The following is a 3,248-nucleotide window of genomic DNA, read 5'->3' as shown; positions in this document are numbered from 1 at the left end:
GCCTATGGCTGCGGGGTTGGGATTTTTGCTCAACTAGACCTTTTCGACCTGGCTGAACTCGAGCTCCACCGGAGTAGAGCGACCGAAAATGAGCACTGCGACCTGGATCCGGCTCTTTTCGTAGTTAACTTCTTCAACAACACCGGTAAAGTCCGCAAACGGACCGTCATTGACACGTACCGACTCGCCCGGCTCGAACAACGTCTTCGGCTTCGGCTTGTCGCTACCATCAGCAACACGGCGCAGAATCGCTTCTGCTTCTTTATCGGTGATCGGTGCAGGCTTGTCGGCAGTACCGCCGATAAAGCCCATCACCCGAGGAGTGTCCTTGACCAAGTGCCAAGTACCCTCGTTCATATCCATCTGCACCAGCACGTAGCCAGGGAAGAATTTGCGTTCGCTTTTGCGCTTCTGGCCATTACGCATTTCAACCACTTCTTCAGTGGGAACCAGAATCTCGCCGAAGCCATCTTCCATACCGGCCAGCTTTACGCGCTCGACCAGCGAGCGCATTACATGCTTCTCGTAACCGGAGTAAGCATGCACAACATACCAACGCTTAGCCACGGGACACCCTTAGCCGACAATCAAGGAAACAAGCCAGCCGAGCAGGGAATCAAGACCCCACAACAGCAACGCCATAACCAGAACAACAGCCACCACAATCAGGGTGGTCTGCGTGGTTTCTTGGCGAGTTGGCCAAACGACTTTACGAATTTCGGTGCGTGCTTCCTTAACCAGTACAAAGAAAGACTTGCCCTTGACTGTCTGCAGGCCTACAAAGGCAGCTACAGCAGCAATGGCGAGCAATGCGAGTACGCGGTACAGGATCGGCGAAGCAGAGAAGTACTGATTGCCAACAACGCCAACAACCACCAGAGCGACTACTACAAGCCACTTGAGGAGGTCGAAACGAGAGCCTTGAGCTTCAGCTTTAGGAGTCATCTATGAAGATCCTGTGAAAAGAAAGCCAGACACACCAAGTGAATCTGGCAGGTCAGGAGGGAATCGAACCCCCAACCTACGGTTTTGGAGACCGTCGCTCTGCCAATTGAGCTACTGACCTAAAACAAAATCAGGCCGACCATTATGCCGACCCGAAAAAGACTTTACAACCACTACCAGGCAACTCCAGCTGCAATACCAGTACCTCAGCACCGGCAAACCCCGACAACACAACGAGGCGCAACCACAACCACCTAAAACAAAGGCAGATCTTTTCATATCTGCCTTGTTATATGGAGCTCTTGAGCGGATTTGAACCGCTGACCTCACCCTTACCAAGGGTGTGCTCTACCAACTGAGCTACAAGAGCGTAACACTGTGCAAAACCTGTAAACTTGGAGCGGGTAGCGGGAATCGAACCCGCATCATCAGCTTGGAAGGCTGAGGTTCTACCACTAAACTATACCCGCGAGCGCTTACAGCTCTCGCTAAAAATGGTGGAGGGGGAAGGATTCGAACCTTCGAAGTCGTAGACGTCAGATTTACAGTCTGATCCCTTTGGCCGCTCGGGAACCCCTCCTAAGCGAGCCAGCATTCTACATCATGCCAGCCTTCTGTCAAGCATTTTCTCAATTAAATCTTGAGGTTAGCTGCGTTGACCTYGCTTCACAYCGYTAACCGTTTCCGGTGTTCGCTGTGGAGCGGGCGCCATTCTATGCAAACTATTCAGTGGGCGCAACCCCCTCGCACGGCATTATTTTATGTTTTAACTCATTGAATTCTTTAGAAAGGTTTTGTAGCTGCAGATCGTCCAGCCAACGCCGGCTTTCCGGTGCGATACGCACCCAATACCCTGCCCCTTCTGTCGCAGCTTTCGGCAGGGACTGATACTTGACCTCCATCCCGCTCAAACGACGCTCAACCGCCTGCGCGGCCTCCTGGCGCGTATAGCCGCCCAGATAAAGGCAGCCATTGTCTGTCGAGACAGCCTTACCCTTGTCTTTGGAGACGTCACTTGCCTCGCTCAACAAGCGGATATCTTGTTGAGACCCGCGATACAGACTCAAAGGCGTGACATCCTTCGCGCGCAGAGGAGCCTCTTGTTGATGCCAAATGTAGTAGAAGCCATTGAGGACAAGCAGCAGCAGAAACAACCAACGCATAAAAACCTCAGGACAAGGGACAGGCCATGGCCAATCCGACGAACACCAAGTCCGGAACTACCCTGGCCTGAGGCACGACCTCAGAAACCAGGCTCGCATCTCCCCCGGTGAGAAACACGACAAAGCCCTCACCCCAGTAGGTGCGCGCCAACTCGAGCTGAGTCAATACGAAGCCGCGCAACATCAACAAACAGCCACGCTCTACAGCCTCAACAGTCGCGCGACCTGGAACAAGATTCTCCAGAGCCTGCTCAGCCGCCAGGTCCCCATAACGAATTTTGCGAGTGTGGGTGCGCAATTGGTTGCGCATCAACGGCATCCCCGGACAAATGAAACCACCCAAGTGCTCTCCATCCGCCGCGATAAAGTCAGCAGTCACGGCCGTACCGAAGTCGAGCACCAGGCACGCACCTGAAGCCAGATGAAAGCCTCCAAGCATTGCCAGCCACCGATCCAGACCCAGCCGCTCAAACTCCTCATACCCATTGCGCACGCCTGACATTTCGCGCGCAGGCGATGCGCACACAACCGGCACATCAAAGGCATCCCTCAGCAACGACGTCAGCGCAGCGGTTTCCTCCGCGGTCCTGACGCTCACCAGCCGGCAAAACGTAAGGGCAAGCCCTTTGAGCCTCCCCAACCCCTCAAGCAATGCGAGATTGGAATCGACGACCCCCTCACCAAGCACCTGCCCAGCATTAGCGGCAAGCACGCGCCACTTGATGAAACTATTCCCACAATCGAGCTCAAGAATCATCACGCAACCTCAGGCTCAATTCACCACCACTGAAGACTTTCTCCACACCATCCACCTTCAGGCGCAAGGCGCCCTGGCCATCAATACCAAGCACCTCACCATCAATTTGATTGACGCCGGCAATCAACGACACGCTTCGCCCCTGCCACAGGTGATTTTGCTCCCACTCTGACTGGATGGCCAAAAAACCACCCGTTTGGTGACGAGCGAGGTATCGCTGCAGCATCTCCCCCAGCACCGCAACCAATTGGTTGCGATCAAACAATTTGCCTGACTCGAGCCGCAGGGATGTCCATTGCTGGTCCACCTCGTCAGCGGACTGCATGTTCACATTGATTCCCACTCCCAGGACCACGTGGCACACATCAGCAGGATCACCAACC

At 54.4% G+C, this 3,248-nt stretch carries 5 protein-coding genes and 4 tRNA genes; all 9 read right to left on the bottom strand.

All coding sequences use genetic code 11. The features are described from left to right. Nucleotides 1-33: 33 nt before the first annotated feature. Complete coding sequence (gene nusG, locus AC1DVH_RS28405) at nucleotides 34-567, bottom strand: transcription termination/antitermination protein NusG (RefSeq protein WP_046041611.1); 534 nt, start codon at nucleotides 565-567, stop codon at nucleotides 34-36. Between the two features lie 9 nt (nucleotides 568-576). Further along, nucleotides 577-945, bottom strand: a complete 369-nt coding sequence (gene secE / locus AC1DVH_RS28400; RefSeq protein ID WP_007984402.1) for a preprotein translocase subunit SecE — start codon at nucleotides 943-945, stop codon at nucleotides 577-579. A gap of 45 nt (nucleotides 946-990) precedes the next feature. Next, nucleotides 991-1,066, bottom strand: a tRNA-Trp gene (locus AC1DVH_RS28395). A 173-nt stretch (nucleotides 1,067-1,239) separates the two neighbouring features. Further along, nucleotides 1,240-1,315 (bottom strand) — tRNA-Thr (locus AC1DVH_RS28390). A gap of 26 nt (nucleotides 1,316-1,341) precedes the next feature. Continuing rightward, nucleotides 1,342-1,415, bottom strand: a tRNA-Gly gene (locus tag AC1DVH_RS28385). 25 nt (nucleotides 1,416-1,440) lie between these two features. Then, a tRNA-Tyr gene (locus tag AC1DVH_RS28380) sits at nucleotides 1,441-1,525 on the bottom strand. A 142-nt stretch (nucleotides 1,526-1,667) separates the two neighbouring features. After that, on the bottom strand, nucleotides 1,668-2,108 hold the full coding sequence (locus AC1DVH_RS28375) for a hypothetical protein (RefSeq protein ID WP_477756581.1): 441 nt from the start codon (nucleotides 2,106-2,108) through the stop codon (nucleotides 1,668-1,670). 7 nt (nucleotides 2,109-2,115) lie between these two features. After that, a complete protein-coding gene (locus AC1DVH_RS28370) occupies nucleotides 2,116-2,865 on the bottom strand; it encodes a pantothenate kinase (RefSeq protein ID WP_477756580.1) in 750 nt (249 codons plus the stop codon). After that, a partial coding sequence (locus tag AC1DVH_RS28365) for a lipoate--protein ligase family protein (protein ID WP_477756579.1) occupies nucleotides 2,855-3,248 on the bottom strand: 394 nt, incomplete at its 5' end. The genes AC1DVH_RS28365 and AC1DVH_RS28370, both read right to left, overlap by 11 nt.

The organism is Pseudomonas sp. P4_C3, from assembly GCF_056402075.1.
The sequence above is the reverse complement of the archived record's forward strand: the minus strand, read 5'-3'. Positions and strand labels throughout refer to the sequence as shown.